Here is an 18,966-nt window from a genome sequence, read left to right as displayed (position 1 = left end):
ATACAGTCAATGGACAAAATCTCTACATCTCTTTGATGATGGAGCATTAAGGTTGACATCCTTCGCGCAGTCGCCGGGAATACCGTCTATGAACCATTGCCCCTTGATGATTAGGATCCATTTCCAGAGCCAACTCAAGTTCGGTTCCGGCTTCTTTGTCACGGCCTAGCCCCAGAAGTCCTAACCCCCTCATGTACCGGCAATGGATTACATTGCGCCGGTTCAGATCATCCTCAAATACCAGGAAATCTGGCAAGGATACCGCAAAATAATCCATTTTAATATCGTCAAAAATATGCTTTTCAGCATAATCGATCAGTTTATTAAAACGACGCTTAGCTTCCTTCACGTTACGGAGCTTCAACCAGGCCAACCCTTGGTAAAAAATCATTTCTGGCGGCTGATCGTTGTAGAACAACGCACTTGTCGGCTCAGCTAGACCCTGTGAAGCTATGGTGTAACTAGCGATGGCTTCTGATTCCCGCTGCAGACCTTCGTAGGCCATGCCGAGATAATAATAAATATTATTCTCCTGAGTTCCTTCCAACTTACCTTCTCCCAGATTCAACGGATAGACTAATGCTTGTTGTAAATGCTGAGCTGCTGCTTCATAATGACCGTTTTGCAGCGCTTGTTTACCAAGCTCGGTATGAGCCAACTTATATTGCCCGGTCACTTTCCCCTCTCCACCTTCCCACGGATGGAAATTGCGCAGAGACAAGGCAACGATTGCCTCTTGATAACATTCAAGATTGTTTAACAGGGTTACGTATTCCACATACAGATCATCCCGCTTCTCAACCAGATCTCGCCTCTCTTCAAGAATATGAAGGCGTTTGTCTGTTGACCACGCGAGTTTCTTACGCAGCTGATCCAGTTCAAAGAAAATACGACCATCATCCGGTGCACAAGCAAAGGCCTGTTCAAGCGAAGCTAGGGCCGCTTGCGGATTGTTGTGTTTATTATAATAGGCCAACCCCAAGTTTCGGTGTACCGTCGGAAAATCATCCCTCAGTTCGCGGGACTTCTCCCAGCTCGCAATCGCCTCGATAGGCCGTTTTTTGTCATAATAAAAGTTTCCGAGATAGTAATGAGCCTTGTCGTCCTTCGGATTAGCATGAACTGCACTTACCAGCAGCTCAAGTTCATACAAGGTGTTCGGGAAACAATAGGTTGGGTTGGCCAATTGTCCCTTACGGCGAGCTTCTTGAGCATGTTCATGTTGTCCGGTACGTTCATATAATTCAGCTAGTGCATAATGCAGCATCGGGTAGACTGAATTCTCCAGGTCCACTATGCTTTTTCCTACTCCAATGGCTTCTTCATAGAAACCGCTGTCCATATAGTCTGCGATGACATTCAGATAGTTGTGGGCGTCATTTCTCATCAATTGCTGCAATTCAATCAGAATACCTTGTGCAGCATCCTTGTCTCCCATAGCTGTATGAGCCAAAGCCAACTCATTATAAGCTCCAAAATCCGCAACATCCAATTCAAGGGTTTCAAACGCACAGGCCTTTGCATTATCAATCAGACCAAGCTTGCGCAGCAAAGCGGCTTTCAGATTACGTGCTTTGTAGTTTCGTGAATTGCGGATGAGTGAACGATCAACATGCTCCAGAGCCTCAGTGTACTGGCCTTTCAAGCTGGAAATCTGAGCAAGGGAGAAGTACCCTGCATCCTGCCACGCTGCCGACCATACCGATTTGTGAAAAGCAGTAAAAGCCTCCTCCAAACGGCCTTGACCACGAAGTGCTACTCCCAGCTGATAGTAGGCCTCGCTGTCATATGGGTTCGGATTTCGCCAGGTCAACCGCTCAATCGCTTTGCGGAAATACTGTTCGCTGTCTATATATAATCCACGACGAAGCAGTAAAGTTCCATAAGCTACATTCAACCGGATATCACCGTTATCCTGCTTCAATCCTTCCAGATAGTACGCTTCAGGCTCAAACGTAGCATGCCGATATTGCTCCAGATGCTGGCCTGCCAGATACAGTTCTTCGGTCGAACGCAGTTCTTCTGGTGCTGCCAGTGGTTTAGCAGCTTCAGGAATCTGTTCAATATCCGGACGTTTCGGTTGATAGGAAATCAGCACTCTGCCTTCCCTATTTCGAACCAAAAGCTTCAAATCATGCTCCTGCTCCCCACTCTCCAGCGGAATAACCTTCTGATATACATCTACAGGGGACAATTCAACCGTTTCCTGCAAATACCGGGTTGCCGCCCCACTCAACTCCACAACGGCATGTTCGAGTTTAGATGTTGCATATACCTTGATCACTGCCTCTCCGGCTTCAGCATCAACTTCCAGATTGATGGCTGCTTCGATGGAGGCATTTTTTACGACACCGATGTTTTTGTATGGCATGAAATACTGGGTAAAGGTCTTCTCCTCGTAGGGTTGTAGCCAAGTGAAGTCAGGCTGATTGTCTGTGTACACTCCAGTCATGAGTTCAATGTACGGGCCATCTTCATCGGTCAATTGACGGTCCCACGCCTGACCGAACTCCCCATTCCCCCACGTCCATTGCTTCTTGCCGGGAGAAATATGATGATTCGCCACATGCAGCAATCCGGCTTCTACGCCGTGATCGTATGCGCCGACGAAATTATAATCGGATTTATAAGCCATGTACGAAGTCGGAACCGGGATGTTTTTATACCGGGAAATATCAACGCCTTCCGAGTAATCCTGTTTGTAATAAATTCCAGTAGCGATAGGAAAACGCGAGACATCCCTTTTGCCATGATCAAATACAGCCGTTACGTCTGGAGGAAACACGGATTGCGTATATTCATTAACCGCAACGGCCGGATTTGCCCACCACAGAAAGGTCTGCGGCTCAGGTGTCCGGTTGTATAATTGAGCTTGGATCTCCACATAGGCCTTATCCGGATAGAGTTTGAAGGCTGCAGTGACTTTTGTACCGTACATCCGGTCAATCTCACTAACCCAGACTGTAGCACTGCCATCACCAGTTGCTTCGTATTTGTATTCAACCGGACCAAATGTATTAGGACGGTGATGCTGTGGCCAATTAAATTCAATTCCTCCGGATATCCAAGGACCAGCAAGGCCCACCAGTGCAGGCTTAATGACGCGGTTATAATAGACAAAATCATAATTGTTCGTTTTATCAAGCGCACGATAGATTCTACCGCCGATTTCCGGCATGATCTCAATACGGATATACTGATTCTCCAGAATAACCAATTTGTAATTTTTATCATGCTTCACATCCGAGATACTCTCGATCACTGGATGCGGATACACACGGCCGGTGCTTCCCTGATAGATTCTTTTCTCCAGAAACATAGGATTTGGGTCAGCTTCACCCGCCTCATATGTAGGTATCAACACGTTTGTCTCCCACACTTGTACCTGACTGGATCTGGTTGAATCCGCCTTCAGCTTGTGATCCATAGCCTCATGCTTCATGTTAGAACTGCCTCCCTTGTCTTGATAGTTATACTGTATATTCTGTCAAGGAAGGTTCCAATTGACGAAATGCGGGAAGTGATGGATTATATTCTTATTCGGATTATGAATTACGGGGGTAACTGGAATGAGTCCTGACCACATACGCAAGCGTGAAGGATTTCTAGAGGAGAAGCTATATGTACTTCCAGAATACTGGATGAAAGAACTGGAACAAGAAGAACTAACCTCTACCTTATTTATTACGGACATCGGCTATTTCTCTAACGCTCAATATCATTTCAGGGAGCGCCTGGAAGGCAGCCCCTCGCATATTTTCATCTTTTGCGAAGCGGGAGAAGGATGGGTTGAGTTGAATCATGGAGAACGAATACTCATGCAACAAGGAGATATGATAATAATCCCCCCCGAAACTGCACATCGTTACGGGGCAATGCAGGAAAATCCATGGAGTATCTTCTGGTTTCATTTCAAAGGCAGCCATGCGAATAAATTGGTGAAGATGTTTGGTTTGTCTAACGCATCACTCGCTTTATCCCCAAGCGGCAAAGCCCGTTTAATGGAATGGTTCGCACCCACCTATGAAATGCTGGCCGAGCGGACATATGCCCTGACTACCCATGTACATGTGGCCCAAACTACAAGACAGTTGCTCTCCGGAATTGGTTTAAATGCCGTCAAATCGGCACAAGAGAAGAAACGTGAAACTTATCTGGAACAGGCGATTCAATACATGAATGCTCATATGAGTGGCTCTATTTCTCTTACGGAGTTGGCTAATCATGTCGGGGTGTCGAAACAGCATCTGATCTTTCTGTTTAATTCTGAAACGGGAGTCGCTCCAATTGAATATTTCCTACGGCTCAAAATTCAGCGGGCAGGTCATCTTCTGGATCTTACCGAAATGAGCATCAAGGAAGTCAGCTCTACAGTGGGCATCAGCGATCCCTATTATTTCTCCCGACTCTTTAAGAAGATTTCGGGATTCTCCCCTTCCAGCTACCGGAAGATCCCGAAAGGCTAGACTTTCAAAAGTTTCTTTGCCGTCTTTCCATTACCACAATATAAAAAACCGTTGATTCTTTAAATTAAAGTTCAACGGTTTTCTATATCTAATAGAATCAATCCCTCATATTCTCAATTAAAAGTTAGAATCAGACTGAGCATGTTGAGGTGTGTGATGCGATATTTTTTTAACGAGTAGGAAGTACGTAAGAATCGCAACGAGACTGGTCAATAATAAAGTGAGTCCAAGTGGGACGGCAGTGTCTTCACCTGCGATACCAACCAGAGGAGCAACCAGGGCGCCCAAAAGAAAAGGAACCACGCCGAGCAGTGCTGCTGCACTTCCAGCCATCTTGGCTTGGCTCTCCATCGCAAGTGGAAATGCCGCAGTAGACGTAATACCGATGGAGCAAACAAAGAAGAACAATGGAATGACCAATGCGAACAGCGGGCCATGAACTAAGGTTACCACCAAGGCTGCAACACTTGCCGCTAAAGCAAGCCACAGTCCAGATAATAGAAGAGTCTGCTCAGGTATACGTTGTGCTAACCGACCCACAATTTGGGAACCAATGATCAGGCTGATCCCGTTCGAAGCAAACAATATAGCAAATACAGTTGGTGTAACTCCATAAATATTTTGGTATATAAATGGTGTTCCTGCTACATATGCAAATACCCCAGCCGTCATGATTCCCTGTGCAAGCATATAGCCAACAAACTTGCGGTCACGTAGTAGCGTTCTGTAATTGCCTAACTGTTGTTTGAAGTTGGGAGCCATGCGTCGTTCAGGCGGGTTGGACTCCTTCAAACCCCATTTGGTCATTATTAATAAGAAAATGCCCAAAAATGAGAGTGAAATAAAGACACCAATCCATGTCGTGAATGAAAGAATGCCACTTCCAGCGATCGGTGCTGCCAATGGCCCCAAATTCCCTACAAGCAACAGCAAAGAGAAAAATTTAGTGAGTTCATGTCCGCTATAAAGGTCCCTAGCTATCGCACGAGAAATGACAATTCCTGCTGAAGCCGCAAATCCTTGAGTGAAACGAAACAAAATCAATAGTCCGATATTAGGAGCAAAAGCGCACGCCAAGGAACAAATAATATAGGCTGCCATGGAGATTAACAACGGTTTACGTCTACCGTGAGCATCACTCAAAGGACCCATAACGAGCTGCCCCACACCTAGACCTAATAAACAAGCAGTAAGACTAAACTGAACAAGTGATGCACTTGTATTGAAATTCTTTGCAATCTCAGGAAAAGCCGGTAAGTACATATCAATCGTAAATGGACCTAACGTTGAAAATAAACCCAGCAACAATGCCAGGCCAAATACATTCCAATTTTTACTCTTTATCATTGTTGATTAAATCTCCAATTCATTACGTAATTTAGTTTATTTGAATCGTCATTACAATCCATTATGCATTACCTATCCCCCGTCCACACCCCACATCTATGATCCCAACAAATTGTAACTGCCCTACTCCAGAAAAGCCACTTATTTTTCTTTCCTATTCGGAGTATAAGACATAGAGTTAACTGTAAGTCAAATCATTTATCTTAAAAAAGAGTTTGGGCTTAACCTCTGGATTCTCTTATTCGCTTCATGTTGGAAACTTAAATTCGCTTAAAAACAATAATAAGACCCCCTACTAGAGCAAATTACAGTTTTGCTTTAGGTAGGAGGTTATTATTTTATGTGCAGGATATCCCTTAAGATGAGCTAACTCTTAGTAGATCCCCGCAGGGCCGTCATCTATAAGATTCATATAGTCGAATTTCGTACATTTCTGCCCGATCGCCACCGTGCGTTTCCTTGATGATGACCCTAATCCGTTTTGATTGTATCGGATTCTCAAGACGATGAATCTTTTTGCGAGTAAGGTTATGGCTATCACCAGCAAAACGTTCCCATTCCTCATTAATATATGCCTGCAACTCATAGCTCTTAACCAACTCCGGAATGATCAGAAACGGTGTCTCGTGATGATGCAAATTGATCAAATCCTCATTAACATCGTCATTAAAGGTAAGGTGTATTTCCCGAATATCCACTGGCTCTGGAAGGTTGACTTCAACCCATTCTTCACGGCCATTAGCGATGGGTTCTGATACCCACAGCTGTGGACCGCCAAACGGACGGACATAGCCGTTGATGACTTTATCAGGTGAATACGCGCCAGTCTCAACTGCAAAACAGAATGGCTTTCGGACAAGGCGCTTCATCGACCATTCGATAACGGGCTGATTCGGCTGATGATCCTCCAGATCAGAGCTGACTATTGGCTTGACTCCCCGCTCAAACGCAAGGACACCGCTGATCGGGACAACTGATGTGTAGAGACTGACTGCTTCATTCGCACGAACAATGACAAATACATTACAAGGATCGCCTCCAAACATTGCACTGTCTGCAGGCACATCCAACCATTGTTTTTCACCTACATCGACTTGGATGTCCACAGCTTGCTTGAAGTTTGCCGGTACATAATTCTCATGGCGACCTGTATCCCATAGTTCTATAGTCAGACTTGTCGCTTCCCGGGCAGAGACCAACAGAGTAAATCCTTCAATTCCACCCTCGGTCGGGAACAGCCATCCAACGTCAGCGACCAACCGGTACTCCTCGGAAGGTTCGTTGATCAAAATTCGACTCATCGTGCTTGAAGCCGTGATGGTTCCCCTTCTCGCAAGGTCAGCAGAATCCATATTTCTCAGTCCTATAATTGAGGCATCGGTCCGCAACATCGTTTGTTGCAATTCGGTCAAATGCTGCTCTCGCAGTTCACGAGGCGTGATGCCTTTGATTACCGACAAGGCAGCGCCTGCACCTGCTGCTTCTCCCATTACCGCACAAGTTGCCATGACGCGGGTTGTTCCGAATGCAACATGCGATGCACTGATATTACGTCCCGCAAACAGCAAATTGCTGACATTTCGGGAGTACAGGCACCCAAACGGAATATGATAAATGCCATCTGCATGCAGATGCTTGGAGCCGCTCTCGCTTGCATACATCCCTTGTGGGGGATGCAGGTCGATGGACCAACCGCCAAAGGCGACGCGGTCTTCAAATGGACGCTGAGAGATAACATCATTTTGCGTCAGGATCGTATCACCAAGGAAGCGGCGGTATTCGCGTTTGCCTGGAATCGAGCCTACCCATTCCAGCGTCATCTCCTCGGCCTGAAACTTGCCGGAGTTCTTAATATAATCCCAGACGCCATAAATAACAGACCATAACTCATCCCGAATCTGCTCATTCTCATGTACCGTATCCAGCTCTCCGCCCCATTCAATCCACCAGTAGTGACAGCCGGAATCTCCACTGCGTATCACACGCTTTAGCGGAATTGGAGTTGTCGTAATGTCTTTAGCAAACGATGGGGCTACATACCGTACCGGTTTCCCGGTATCTTTCGTATAGAACAGCAGTGTGCTGCCAAGCGTAATATCATCAGCAACTTCCGGTGCCCATTCTTCCCCGAACTCATGACGGGCTTCACGGCCAATCCGGTATGCTGCTCCAGCGAGAAATCCGACGAGTCCGTCACCAGTACAGTCAAGGAACATCTCACTTTCAAACGTAATCTCACGCTCGGAGCCCATCATCCAGCCTTTCACGCTACGAATTATCCTTGCATCCTTCTCACCGTCTGCTTCTACTTCTCTAACATCTGTATTCATAAACAAAGTGAGATTAGGCTCGGCTCTTACTGCCTCCAGCAAAGTAACGTCCCACAAATAGGGGTTACCTTCCGGATTCCGTTGTTGATTCTGAATGAACAATTCCCCCATAATGCCAGTCTCCCGTGCATAACGATTCACGCCATGCCCCGTTGCACCGCACACCCATACACGTACCTCGGAGCTGGAATTGCCGCCAAGTACAGGACGATTATGCACGAGTGCAACCTTTTGACCTAATCTTGCCGCTGCAATAGCGGCACAAATCCCGGAAAGTCCTCCGCCAATGACCGTAACATCGAATAATAGTTTTTCGCGTCTCATGATATAAACCTCCTTTGAATTAGCCTTTTACAGCTGAACTGGATACACCTTGAATAATATATTTCTGACCAAGCAGAAAGATTAAAATCATAGGGATAATCGCTGCCGAAGAAGCTGCCATCATTCCGTTATAATCAACGTTGTTTTCCAAAACGAAATTTTGTAGACCAAGCGGAATCGTATAAAGCTTTGGACTCTGCAGGAAAACCAGAGCATTCTCATAATCATTCCACTGCCAGGAAAAATCGATAATCGCAAACGTTGCAAGCGCTGGTTTAGCTAACGGTAACACCAGCTTGAAGAAAATTCGAAAATGACCCGCACCATCGAGTAATGCAGATTCTGTAATCTCGTTCGGTATACTGAGAAAGAATTGACGGAGCATAAATACACCAAATATCGAGAACATGGCTGGCAGAATTAATGCCCAATGTGTGTTATATATATGAAGCCAGTTAAACAGGATAAACTTCGGAACAAAAACGACTTGTGGAGGTATCATCATCATGGATAGATACACGATGAAGAGGGTATTACGTCCTTTAAATTCCGTACGGGCGAAGCCATAAGCAGCAAAGGCCGACAAAAAAACGGCACCAGCTGTACCAATCACGGCAATCTTAATTGAGTTCAAATAATAAGGGAGAAAATTATAGTTTCCCGTCCAGATTCGCTTATGGCTGGTCCAGTCCAGCTTCGAAGGAAGCCATTGGCGGAATACTTCACTCGGGGTCTGGAAGGAAGTACTGAGCATCCATAAAAAAGGAACAATCATAAACAACCCTGCAATTAACATAAGGATCGTTACAGAAAGCTTAACCGAGCGTGTCTTCGTTGTTCTAAACATTGGGTCAGCTCCTCTCTAGTAATGGACCCAGCGTTTTTGGCCGACCCATTGGATGATGGTAATGACAAGAATAACCGCAAACAGGAACCAGGAAATGGTTGATGCATAGCCCATCTCATAATAGCTAAATGCCGTTTTGTAGACGAACAACGACAGAATCGTGGTGCTTCCGCTTGGGCCGCCGCCCGTAATCGCTTGGATGAGAGAGAAGGATTTGACCGTCATAATCAGCCCCGTAATCAATAGCATAAATGTCGTTGGACTAACAAGCGGCCATACAATCCTCCATGTAATAGTTGCTTTCCCTGCACCGTCAATACGTGCCGCTTCAAGTTGCTCAGTCGAAATCTCCTGCAGGGCTGCCAGATAGATAATCATGTTGTAGCCTAACATAAACCATATTTGCACGACGTCAATGGCATACATTGCCGAACTCGAATCAGCGAACCAGCCCGGAGGCGATACAATGCCGATAAAGCGAAGCACTTCATTAATCGGCCCCTGGGACGGCTGGAACAGCAGCATCCATACAAAAGCAACAGCAACACCGCTAGAGATATATGGCAGGAAGAACATACCTCTAAGCAATCCTTTCAAATACACGCTCCGGTTAAGCACAAGAGCAACGAGAAATGCAATTGCCAATGAGACCGGAACGGACATCAGGAATATGATCGTGTATTTGATTGAAGCATAGAACTGATCATCACCAAAAAGGCGTTTGATATTATCTAATCCGGTGAACGTCCAATTCGGATTGGCGAATTGATAGTCCGTGAACATCATAAAGAAGGAGTACAAGGCTGGCAGTATAAAAAATGCGAGGATACCGAGCATATTAGGCAAAATAAATACGTAGCCAACCCAGCCTTGTTTCCGAATCCAGCTGTTCCTTTTCACAGAAAACGCCGCCTTTCTTCTCGTATGGAACTTTTAAATACAGCAAAGAGAGAAGACGGAAGCGAAGAATCCTTCTTCTCTCTTAGGGATATTGTCAATATTCGATTATTTGATTATTTGATATATTCCTGATGGCGTTTGGCCATATTCTTAAGCGTTGTATCGATATCCTGCTCATTCAGGAAGTATTTCTCGTATTCTTCCTTGCGGGCATCCAGCGCTTGCTGCGGTACATTTAGCTGGAATGATGGGAACTCTCCGAACACAACGCTATTCATCGACTCTGTATCGTATTTGTCTTCAACACCCTTGAGCAGCAGGTCCATTGCCTGCTTGTTATCAACGCTCTTCGAGGATGGAAGGCGTCCTCCACTTGCCATTGGCAACATTCCGCCGTCCGCATACCACTTTGCGAATTTCCATGCCGCATCCTGATGCTTGGATTTTGCATTAACCGAGAGCATATCACCTAAACCGCCAGCATATTTATAATCCTTTTGATCGGCAGATACTTTCGGAATTGTAGCGAATGCGATTTTGAAGTCATGAGGAAATTCCTTCAGGTTATTGGCGTTGCGGAAAATAAATTCTCCTGCCGCTAACATAGCTGCCTCCCCTTTGAGGAACATTGTGTCTACTGGCATCTTGCTTGTTACTTGTTCTCCATATTCGGGTGTCGATTTGTCCACAAACATCATGTCATGCACGATTTGAAGCTGTTTTTTCCAAAGATCATTATTGAAGTTAGATGTGCCTTCCGGCGTGGTTACGCCAAGGCCCGCAATGGTACCGTCAATTGCAGCGGTAAAGGCAGCATCATGCTGCATAAGACCGTACACATTCGATTTTGTTAGCGCTTTCGAATATTCTCTCAAGTCATCCCACGTCCAATCAACGGGAGGAATCGGAAGACCGGCTTCATCCAGCATGCTTTTGTTAAGCCAGATGAATAACATGTTTTTCTTTGTCGGAATACCATAATACTTATCCCCGATTTTCCATTGAGCGGCGTCTACCCCCATTTGCTCGTCGATGTTGTAATCTGTTCTGCTGCTCAGATCCAAAGCGACTCCTGCATCAACACGTTTCTGTAACCGGTTAATCGTGTAGTTGACGAACAAGTCTGCGTCCTGACCCGTCATGAGCGCCGTATCCAGCTTCAGGTTGCCGGGGTCATCATTTACATAACGGAAGTACTCGACCTGAATGTCAGGATTTTCTTTGTTCCAGCTGTCAATCACTTCTTGAGGTCCAGCCTCAGCAGGAACAGCTCCCCAAAGCGTGAGGTTAATGGTCTCACCAGCATTTTGATTCGCCGATCCTGCACTCGCTCCCTCGTTGTTAGCCCCTCCGCATGCGCTGAGCATCGAAGCTGTCAAAGTCGTAATCAAAGCAACCTTTAACCAATTTCTATATTTCATTTACAGTCCCCCTTATCAAGTTGATAAGCTGCTTACTACGTCTTTAACTTTATCACCAGCCTGACATTGGGGGTATGAACGGTGTTTGGATATTCATAGAACGATTTTTTGTTCTTTTCGGTATTCGTTCGGGGTCAACCCGCACCACCGCTTGAATATTTTAATGAAATAATTGTCGTTCTCAAAGCCTACCAACCTGCCTATTTCACTCACCGTTTTCTCCGTCTCTGTCAGCAGCATTTTCGCTGCTTGAACGCGGCGGTTCTGAATAAAATGCGTCATCGTGATCCCCATCTTTTTCTTAAATAAGTCACTGACATAACTGGCATCCATGCGAACATATTCAGCCAATCTCTTTAATGTCACATCCTCGGCGAAATGCTCCTCAATGTAGGTAATCATTCGGTTCAGCTCTGGATGATCTGTTGGTTCTAGGGCAGTCTTGTCTGGGAACCATTTATCTGCCAGGCGAAGCTTATCCATTCTCGTCAGCTCTCCGGCTACTTTGTCCATGGTTTGCTTCAGTTCCTTCAAATCCAGAGAAAGTTTCATCAAATAACCTGAAGCCCCGTATTCCAATGCTTGTCTGGCATACTCGAATTCACTTACTGCCGTCAACATAACGAATCGGCATTCATGTCCTTCCTTTCTCGTGAGCTGGAGTAAACGGATGCCATCCATTAACGGCATGAAAATGTCGGAAATGACAACATCGGGCTGCAGTTCCCGAATCAACTGCAAACCTTCCTCGCCATTTACCGCCTCACCGATAATTTCAAACGGGATATTCGCCTTTGTAAACAATTTGCGCAAGCTTGCTCTTGCGTACTGTTCATCTTCAACGATCAATGTGCGCCACAATGGTGCTCCCCTCCTTCAAATATGGTTTGGATAACAATAATGGGAAATGCATGATGACCTGCGTTCCTTCCTCCGTCGACTCTATCCGAAGTCCTGTTGGCTGGTTCTTAAACATAAGCTCCAAGCTCTCGCGAAGGTTCTGTACGCCAATGCTTTTTCTTTTCCGGTAGGACTGATTCGCCTGGGATTTTTTGATTCCTATACCATTGTCCGCAACCTCCAAAATAAGCAGCGAATGGTGGATTGATGCACGAATGTCGATCCGCCCCTCAAGCTGTGATTGTCCAAACCCGTGAATCAACGAATTTTCTACCAGCGGCTGCAGACAAAATTTCGGAATCAGTGCATACTCCAGATCCCTGGAAACTTCATAGTGGAGCTCGATGCCATGTCCAAATCGTTTCCGTTGGATATCCATGTAGGATTCGATTAGCACAATCTCCTCCTTCAGAAGAATAAGATCAACCTCCAAATTCAGCGTAGTTTCTAATATTTTTCCTAGCGATACACAAATCTCATAAATCTCATCATCATCCTTATCCAGTGCAATGCTCTTGATTGTATTCAGCGTATTCAGCAAAAAATGAGGATTCATCTGACCAAGTAACACCTGAAATCGGACAAACTGCTTTTGCCGCTCCTCAAGCTTTAACTGTTCCAACAGATTATTGATGTCTGCGATCATGAAATTGAAGCTTCGGGTTAGCGCCAGCAATTCACCTCTTCCTTGTTCCGGCAGCTTTGTCTTCAAATTCAATTTTACGGTTGTCTCCATCTTTCGTTGAAGATGCTTTAAAGGACCGGTAACGGTTGAAGAAATGAAGTAAGTCAGCAGCACAAACAGCAGCAGGATGGCCCCATATACGGTATAGAACCTTAGCTTCTGTTTGTTCACTTCTTCAAATAACAAGGACAGGGGTATCTTTTTCACAAGATAACCGTCAAGCTCTTGAATTTTGCTATAGGTATACATCATATGATTGTTCACAATGGATTGGGAGGAGGTATCCTGTCCCTGACTCTGACTTGCTGCTGTAATGGCAGATGACACGGTAGAGGGTACATTGTCTCCCGACTTGGATTGAAGCATAATATTCCCATATCCATCCATTAGAAAATAGGCTCCTTCCCTATCGCTGCCGAATGTATTTTCCTCTGTTTTTTCCTGAAACCATGCTTCATAATCGATACTAAAACGTCCATAAGCAAATGGTTTTAGTCCGTCGTCACGCAGCACTTCGTAAAGGCTCAGCATCCGATTTCCTTTTCTCTCACGAACGCCGGTCGTCAAATCATTGGATTTCCATACGTACCGTTGTCCCTCAGTCCTCTTCAGTTCCTGTACCCAGGGCTCGGAACTGATGTGGGCATAATTCAGAGAATTCTCTGGCGTATAGGAAGTGTAAGCGTTTCCTTTTAAATCGATCAATGTGTAGAATACGGTAGCTCCCGTAAGGAAAAAGCTGTTTTCAATACTAGCGAATTTATTTTCCACAATTCGCTTTCGATGGATGGCATCATATAATTCCGGCTTCTGCATCACTTCGCGGAGGACAGAATCCTGATCCAACAGCATCCCAGTCTTCATCACAAGACTCATCAAATCAATAAGATCGGCTTTGATGCCTTCGAGTTGCTTGACGTTAATGTCAGAAGCATCCCGCTGGAGCATAACTTCCGTTTCTCGGAAGTTGTAGAGAACTAATATGGCTATAGGCGTCAGGAGGAATAACAGAAACGAAAATAGTATTCGGTGTTTAAACGTGCCTGGCGTTATTCGTCGCAGCCATCTGGTCAACATGATTATTGCTCAGCCCTCCCATCGGTGTATACCTCCCAATTTACTGAACATTAAGGCTGATCGCAACAGTAAATTGTAAGCGCTCATATGAGGAGTTGAGAGTCTCCTCTTCCCCTATGGATAAAAAAACGACAGCCAAATAATTGACTGTCGTTAGGTTGAATACTATGTCCGAATTGACTTGAAGGACTCCGTCTGCTGTGTAATGCCTTTCTCTGCCGCAAAGCGCTCGATGCTGGATGCGCCGAAGAATCCATCGATGCCCTTCGTTCTCTCAATGACATAGGCCGCATCCTCCGGCTCTGCAATGGGTCCACCGTGGCAAATAATCATGATCTCTGGGTTCACAGCCCGCCCTGCTTCAATAATAGCCTCAATTCGTTGTACACAGTCGTCCAGGGTCAGTGCTGTTTTTGCACCAATGGAGCCCTTGGTCGTCAACCCCATGTGCGCAACCAAAATGTCAGCCCCCGCCTCCGCCATAGCTTTTGCCTGAGCAGGATCAAAAACATACGGCGTAGTCAGCAAATCCAATTCATGGGCGATACGGATCATTTCAACCTCCAGGTCGTACCCCATACCGGTTTCCTCCAGGTTTTGTCTGAACACCCCATCAATCAAACCAACGGTTGGGAAGTTTTGAACTCCGCTGAAGCCCTGCTCCTTCAACTGCTTCAGGTAAACCTCCATTATTCGGAAAGGATCGGTGCCGCACACCCCTGCCAGAACAGGCGTATGTTTGACGACGGGCAGCACCTCGGCTCCCATCTCAACGACGATTTGATTGGCATCTCCATAGGAGAGCAAGCCCGCCAGCGAGCCGCGGCCCGCCATTCTGTACCGACCGGAATTGTATACGATTAACATATCTGCTCCGCCCGCTTCACTGCTCTTGGCCGTAATCCCTGTGCCTGCCCCGACACCTAGTAGAATTTTACCCTGCTTTACCTCTCCCCTAAATTTGTCCATAATTTCTGATCTGTTCAGCTTATTCATTTCGTATATCCTCCTTATTGGATTGGTTAGGAATTTGATGTCATGAGAGCGATCAGCTTTTGTGATGCGGCCTCTGCAAAGGCTGGATCGTTGATGGCACAATCCATTTCAATCACTTCAACAATTGTGCGATCGATATGCTGGCGCAGGGTATTAAACAACATCCGGTCCTCCTCCGGTCCGTAGAAAGGCTCCCCCTCCACATCAATTGCGGATACGCCTCTAAGCGGTAGCATTAGCACGGTGCGTTCCTTTGCCATGTTCAGCTTCTCCGCAAGCTTCCTGCCGATCTGCTCATTCTCTTCCACTGTGGTTCTCATCAGGGTTACCGTCGGATTATGCTGATAAAACTTATGATCCTTGAATTTCTCCGGCACAGTATCGCTCGGCCCAAAATTGCACATATCTAAAGCGCCCACTGAGACTACCTGCGGAATGCGATTTTGGCCTGCAGCCTCTAAGCGATTCGGCCCCGCATTTAAGACACCGCCGATGATTTCATCCGCCCACTCCGTCGTCGTCAAGTCCAATACCCCTTCAATAAAGCCTGCTTCAATCAACGCCTCCATCGACTGCCCTCCGATGCCCGTGGCGTGGAACACAAGCACCTCGTAGCCCCGCTCCTCCAAATATTTTCTTGCCGCTGTCACACATGGTGTTGTCACTCCAAACATCGTAGCTGCAACCAGCGGCTTCTTATCCGGTTTGTGCTTATGCTCAAACTTGAGCATGCCCGCAATCGCAAATAATGCATTTGTAAATATTTTCGTAGAAATGGAGTTCAATCCGGCTACATCCACCACCGACGGAATCATGACAATATCACTCGTGCCTACGTATGGAGCTGTGTTTCCAGAAGCAACGGTTGATACCATCACCTTAGGGACTCCAATCGGCAGAGCTCTCATGGCAGGTGTGACCAGTGAGGTCCCACCAGTGCCACCAAAGGAAATGATTCCGTCAAATTTACCTTGTTTGTACAACTGTGGCACCAGCTTCTTCAATCCTATGGACAAAACCTCTGTAGCCAAAGCCCGATCCTTCTTTGCCGCAAGTTCTTCTATGGCCATGCCTGCGGCGTGGGCGACTTCCTGATTGGACACATCCGGAACAAAGGAAGATTCGAATACACCTGTATGAATCATCAATGTCCCCAACCCAAGCTCCTCTGCAATGCTTTTAATGTAAAGGTATTCATCGCCCTTCGTATCAAATGTTCCAATGATTGCGACGGTCTTCATTCCACGGCCTCCTCGTATGACTCTTTAGAAACCAAGCTCGATCGCAGGTAGCATGCTGATTTTTTCGCTAACAGAAAAACCAGTACGATCGCTATAACTTCATCATACTGGTCCTGTTTATTTATGAAAACGCTTTTATGTTCTGTGTTTTTGTGTTTAGGTTAGATCTGTACTTTTTGGGAGAGCAGCCTTTGAGCTTTTTAAACATTTTGCTAAATTGTGCGTAATTGGGATACCCAACCATCCCAGCCACTTCGGATAATTGAAGCTGCGGCGCATGAAGAAGCGTGACGGCTTTATTGATGCGGAAGCTCACCAGATAGGTCTGAAAGCTGCAGCCAACCTCCCTTTTAAACAAACTGCTCAAATAGCTGCGGGAAACATGAGCAACTTTGGCCAGATCCGAAAAAACAATTTCACTACTATAGTTTTGCGCCACATACTCTTTGACAAACTCAACGTAATCATAATGCTGGGTAATGCCTTTCAGCATTTTGACCATAAAATCGTCCTCATCCAGTTTACCTAGGCGTTTAAAATCGCGAGTAATCGCCGTAATCGACTTCTCGGAAGGAATTCGTTCAAAAGCAGACCCGCCAATATACCCCATAATATCTGTGTTGTCGCTATACATGTACTGGACATCGACCGGCGTCTTTACCGGACCGCCATAAATCATCTTGATCAAATCCGGCTTAAGCTGATTGCAGGTATCAAAAATACGCAGTGCCTTTGATTTGGCGGCCTCCAAGGATACAACCTTCCGTGCACCCAATAACCCGCCTTCGGTCAGACCGAGATGAGCACAGATTACATCTGCTCCCGCTTCAATCATCTGGGCCGCCTGAAGCTCATCAAATACGAACGCCACCGTAAACAAATCCTGTCGATGGGCCAGGCGTATGGCCTCAACCTCGATGTCATAACTAATCCCGTCTTCCTCCAGAGCCTCTCTGAACAATCCGTCGATCAGGCCAACTGTAGGATAGTTGTTGACTCCCGAAAAACCTCTCCTCTTGATTACCTCTATATAATCAGCCATTTCTATGGTTGGATCATTCGCATTCAGTCCAAAGAGTACGGGAGAATGCCTCACCAGCGGCACTATTTCTCTTGATGCAAAATCCATCACCATATCATTACTGTTGCAAAACGGCAAAAAGCCGGCTAGAGAGCTCCTCCCCATCTGGCGAAACTTGCCGGAGTTCAGCATTAATATAAAATCCGCTCCACTCTGAGCTGCATACTTCGCTGTAATCCCCGTGCCTGTCGAGACACCGATGATGTGATTTCCCTCGCACAGCTGTGATTGAAGACGCTCCAGTATGACTGTTCTGTTCAAACTCATCCGCTCCTCAACACAATTTAACAATTGTAGTTTTTGTTCCTCAATATTATTATTGTACATCATTCCATATAGCTCATTCCCTCCTTCCTCGAACCGTTTTGTTAAGGGGCATCAAAAAAAAGCCGATTTCCCACTTGGGAAATCGACCTTAGACAATGGTCTTGATATTATTGTGTGACAATGATCGGACCATTTTTAGTAAGGATGATCGTATGTTCGATTTGAGCCACATAGCTTTTTTCTGTAGCAAAGGTCCATTCGTCTTCTTTTTGATACACCTGTTCTTCTAAAGTTGAGATAAATGGTTCGAATGCAATAACCATGCCTTCTTTTAATAACTCATCATCCGATGTATCGTTATAATTATAAATATGATCTGGTGCTTCGTGGATGTTACGTCCAACACCATGTCCTGTAAGGTTTTTAATAACGGTTAATCCATTCTGTTTTGCAGTTAAGAATACCGCTTTTCCGATGCCGCTTTTTTTGGAACCAGGTTTTGCTTTCTTAAGACCTGCTTCAAATGCTAGTTTAGCAACGTCGCATATTTTCGTTAACACTTCTTCTCCTTCGCCTACTACAAACGAGATTCCTGTATCAGCGAAATAGCCGTTCTTCGAGCCAGAGACATCTATATTGACTAGATCTCCTTCTTGAATAACCCGTTGCCCCGGAATACCATGTGCCACTTCTTCATTAACACTAATGCAAGTATAGCCAGGGAAATTATATGCACTTTTTGGAGCTGAGACTGCGCCTTCTTTCTCAAAAAGCTCTCCAGCTATATCATCAAGTTCCTTCGTCGTTATGCCAGGAACTGTTCTTTGTACCAATTCATCTCTAATAAAGGCAACAATTCTGCCAATTTCCTTTAAACCATTAAAGTCTTCTTCTGTTTTTGCAATCATTGTTTTCTGACCTCACTATCTTTTATCATCAATTAAATGTATAAGCTGAAACAACCAATTAGATAATCATATCCAAATGGTCAAAGCTTCGCAACTTTTTTTATAACTCAATTTATCAATAACACCTTGACACTAAAAAAGAAAAGCCCCTTCCGTCTTCAAAGGGGCTGAATATC

General features: G+C 45.5%; 13 protein-coding genes. 1 reads left to right on the top strand and 12 read right to left on the bottom strand.

The features are described from left to right. Window positions 1-46: 46 nt before the first annotated feature. Window positions 47-3,442 carry a DUF5107 domain-containing protein gene (locus ACR1R9_RS09735; RefSeq protein WP_433921212.1) on the bottom strand — a complete coding sequence of 1,132 codons (3,396 nt, stop codon included), beginning with the start codon at window positions 3,440-3,442 and terminating at the stop codon, window positions 47-49. A 127-nt stretch (window positions 3,443-3,569) separates the two neighbouring features. Here ACR1R9_RS09735 and ACR1R9_RS09730 point away from each other — a divergent pair, with 127 nt between their 5' ends. Next, window positions 3,570-4,466, top strand: coding sequence for an AraC family transcriptional regulator (locus tag ACR1R9_RS09730; RefSeq protein WP_076289327.1), 897 nt, complete (start codon window positions 3,570-3,572; stop codon window positions 4,464-4,466). 117 nt (window positions 4,467-4,583) lie between these two features. Here ACR1R9_RS09730 and ACR1R9_RS09725 read toward each other — a convergent pair whose 3' ends face one another. The 11 genes from ACR1R9_RS09725 to map all read right to left on the bottom strand — a co-directional run bounded on the left by ACR1R9_RS09725 (window position 4,584) and on the right by map (window position 18,790). After that, a complete protein-coding gene (locus tag ACR1R9_RS09725) occupies window positions 4,584-5,813 on the bottom strand; it encodes a multidrug effflux MFS transporter (protein WP_433921213.1) in 1,230 nt (409 codons plus the stop codon). Between the two features lie 395 nt (window positions 5,814-6,208). Continuing rightward, window positions 6,209-8,467: an FAD-dependent oxidoreductase gene (locus ACR1R9_RS09720; RefSeq protein WP_433921214.1), complete on the bottom strand. Its 2,259-nt coding sequence runs from the start codon at window positions 8,465-8,467 to the stop codon at window positions 6,209-6,211. Window positions 8,468-8,486: 19 nt separating this feature from the next. Continuing rightward, window positions 8,487-9,314 carry a carbohydrate ABC transporter permease gene (locus ACR1R9_RS09715; RefSeq protein WP_064637560.1) on the bottom strand — a complete coding sequence of 276 codons (828 nt, stop codon included), beginning with the start codon at window positions 9,312-9,314 and terminating at the stop codon, window positions 8,487-8,489. Window positions 9,315-9,329: 15 nt separating this feature from the next. Beyond that, window positions 9,330-10,214 carry a carbohydrate ABC transporter permease gene (locus ACR1R9_RS09710; protein WP_076289323.1) on the bottom strand — a complete coding sequence of 295 codons (885 nt, stop codon included), beginning with the start codon at window positions 10,212-10,214 and terminating at the stop codon, window positions 9,330-9,332. 113 nt (window positions 10,215-10,327) lie between these two features. Next, entirely contained in the window at window positions 10,328-11,635 is a 1,308-nt protein-coding gene (locus ACR1R9_RS09705; protein WP_099855987.1) for an ABC transporter substrate-binding protein, read from the bottom strand. 93 nt (window positions 11,636-11,728) lie between these two features. Beyond that, a complete protein-coding gene (locus ACR1R9_RS09700) occupies window positions 11,729-12,496 on the bottom strand; it encodes a response regulator transcription factor (protein WP_076289321.1) in 768 nt (255 codons plus the stop codon). Continuing rightward, window positions 12,474-14,297, bottom strand: a complete 1,824-nt coding sequence (locus tag ACR1R9_RS09695) for a cache domain-containing sensor histidine kinase (RefSeq protein ID WP_175382228.1) — start codon at window positions 14,295-14,297, stop codon at window positions 12,474-12,476. The genes ACR1R9_RS09700 and ACR1R9_RS09695 overlap by 23 nt, the downstream gene beginning before the upstream one ends. A gap of 165 nt (window positions 14,298-14,462) precedes the next feature. Next, window positions 14,463-15,293, bottom strand: a complete 831-nt coding sequence (locus ACR1R9_RS09690) for a phosphoenolpyruvate hydrolase family protein (protein WP_175382229.1) — start codon at window positions 15,291-15,293, stop codon at window positions 14,463-14,465. Window positions 15,294-15,319: 26 nt separating this feature from the next. After that, the gene (locus tag ACR1R9_RS09685; RefSeq protein ID WP_076289318.1) at window positions 15,320-16,534 is read right to left on the bottom strand and encodes a Tm-1-like ATP-binding domain-containing protein; all 1,215 of its coding nucleotides are present in this window, start codon (window positions 16,532-16,534) and stop codon (window positions 15,320-15,322) included. Window positions 16,535-16,655: 121 nt separating this feature from the next. Then, the gene (locus ACR1R9_RS09680; protein ID WP_433921215.1) at window positions 16,656-17,882 is read right to left on the bottom strand and encodes a phosphoenolpyruvate hydrolase family protein; all 1,227 of its coding nucleotides are present in this window, start codon (window positions 17,880-17,882) and stop codon (window positions 16,656-16,658) included. A 167-nt stretch (window positions 17,883-18,049) separates the two neighbouring features. Further along, complete coding sequence (map, locus tag ACR1R9_RS09675) at window positions 18,050-18,790, bottom strand: type I methionyl aminopeptidase (RefSeq protein WP_433921216.1); 741 nt, start codon at window positions 18,788-18,790, stop codon at window positions 18,050-18,052. Window positions 18,791-18,966 lie beyond the last annotated feature (176 nt).

The organism is Paenibacillus taichungensis (genome assembly GCF_050994985.1).
Lineage (GTDB): Bacteria > Bacillota > Bacilli > Paenibacillales > Paenibacillaceae > Paenibacillus > Paenibacillus taichungensis.
Note: the sequence above shows the minus strand (reverse complement) of the source record. Positions and strands in the feature narration are given on the sequence as shown.

What these genes read in the sequence shown, in the direction of transcription:
- ACR1R9_RS09735 (WP_433921212.1), bottom strand. Translation starts at nt 3,442, where the DNA reads ATGAAGCATGAGGCTATGGATCACAAGCTGAAGGCGGATTCAACCAGA.
- ACR1R9_RS09730 (WP_076289327.1), top strand. Translation starts at nt 3,570, where the DNA reads ATGAGTCCTGACCACATACGCAAGCGTGAAGGATTTCTAGAGGAGAAG.
- ACR1R9_RS09725 (WP_433921213.1), bottom strand. Translation starts at nt 5,813, where the DNA reads ATGATAAAGAGTAAAAATTGGAATGTATTTGGCCTGGCATTGTTGCTG.
- ACR1R9_RS09720 (WP_433921214.1), bottom strand. Translation starts at nt 8,467, where the DNA reads ATGAGACGCGAAAAACTATTATTCGATGTTACGGTCATTGGCGGAGGA.
- ACR1R9_RS09715 (WP_064637560.1), bottom strand. Translation starts at nt 9,314, where the DNA reads ATGTTTAGAACAACGAAGACACGCTCGGTTAAGCTTTCTGTAACGATC.
- ACR1R9_RS09705 (WP_099855987.1), bottom strand. Translation starts at nt 11,635, where the DNA reads ATGAAATATAGAAATTGGTTAAAGGTTGCTTTGATTACGACTTTGACA.
- ACR1R9_RS09695 (WP_175382228.1), bottom strand. Translation starts at nt 14,297, where the DNA reads ATGTTGACCAGATGGCTGCGACGAATAACGCCAGGCACGTTTAAACAC.
- ACR1R9_RS09690 (WP_175382229.1), bottom strand. Translation starts at nt 15,293, where the DNA reads ATGAATAAGCTGAACAGATCAGAAATTATGGACAAATTTAGGGGAGAG.
- ACR1R9_RS09685 (WP_076289318.1), bottom strand. Translation starts at nt 16,534, where the DNA reads ATGAAGACCGTCGCAATCATTGGAACATTTGATACGAAGGGCGATGAA.
- ACR1R9_RS09680 (WP_433921215.1), bottom strand. Translation starts at nt 17,882, where the DNA reads ATGAGTTTGAACAGAACAGTCATACTGGAGCGTCTTCAATCACAGCTG.
- map (WP_433921216.1), bottom strand. Translation starts at nt 18,790, where the DNA reads ATGATTGCAAAAACAGAAGAAGACTTTAATGGTTTAAAGGAAATTGGC.